This is a genomic window from Aeromicrobium sp. Leaf272 (genome assembly GCF_001422865.1).
In the GTDB taxonomy this organism is placed as follows: domain Bacteria; phylum Actinomycetota; class Actinomycetes; order Propionibacteriales; family Nocardioidaceae; genus Aeromicrobium.
In genome coordinates this window covers 296,559-296,951 of sequence record NZ_LMMY01000011.1, presented here as the reverse complement: position 1 = coordinate 296,951, position 393 = coordinate 296,559, and the positions used below count along the sequence as shown (strand labels likewise).

At 69.1% G+C, this 393-nt stretch carries 1 protein-coding gene; it reads right to left on the bottom strand.

Translation table 11 applies throughout. The features are described from left to right. A partial coding sequence (locus ASF38_RS08470) for a hypothetical protein (protein ID WP_235497540.1) occupies nt 1–202 on the bottom strand: 202 nt, incomplete at its 3' end. Nucleotides 203–393: the final 191 nt, after the last annotated feature.

Sequence of the window (393 nt, the reverse complement as noted above, 5' to 3'; positions counted from 1 at the left end):
CCCCGGAGGCGAGCGCGTTCTCGATGAGAGTGGTCTGCTCCTCGATCCGCTGCGCGGTGTTCACCAGCGCGTCTGCGCCGCTGCGGTCCCCACCGAAGTCGATCGAGATCGTGGCCCCGGTGGAAGTACCGGTCCCGGTTCGAGGGCCATCGCCATTCGCTGCGGCCTTGCGGGCCTTCTCCAGCACGCGTGCGGCGGCCATCTTGTGGGCCGACAGGCGTGCTTCGGCGCGACCGATCTCGGCGAGGAGCCGTCGGACCTCGGTGGGGTCCAGGCCGTCCCACGNAGGGCGTGGAGTCCGTGCACGCACGCCGGCACCGGGTGGGTGTCGAGTGCGGCGACGCTCATGATTCCTCCTGCTGATCTTCTCCCATTCTAGAGGCAGGATCAGGC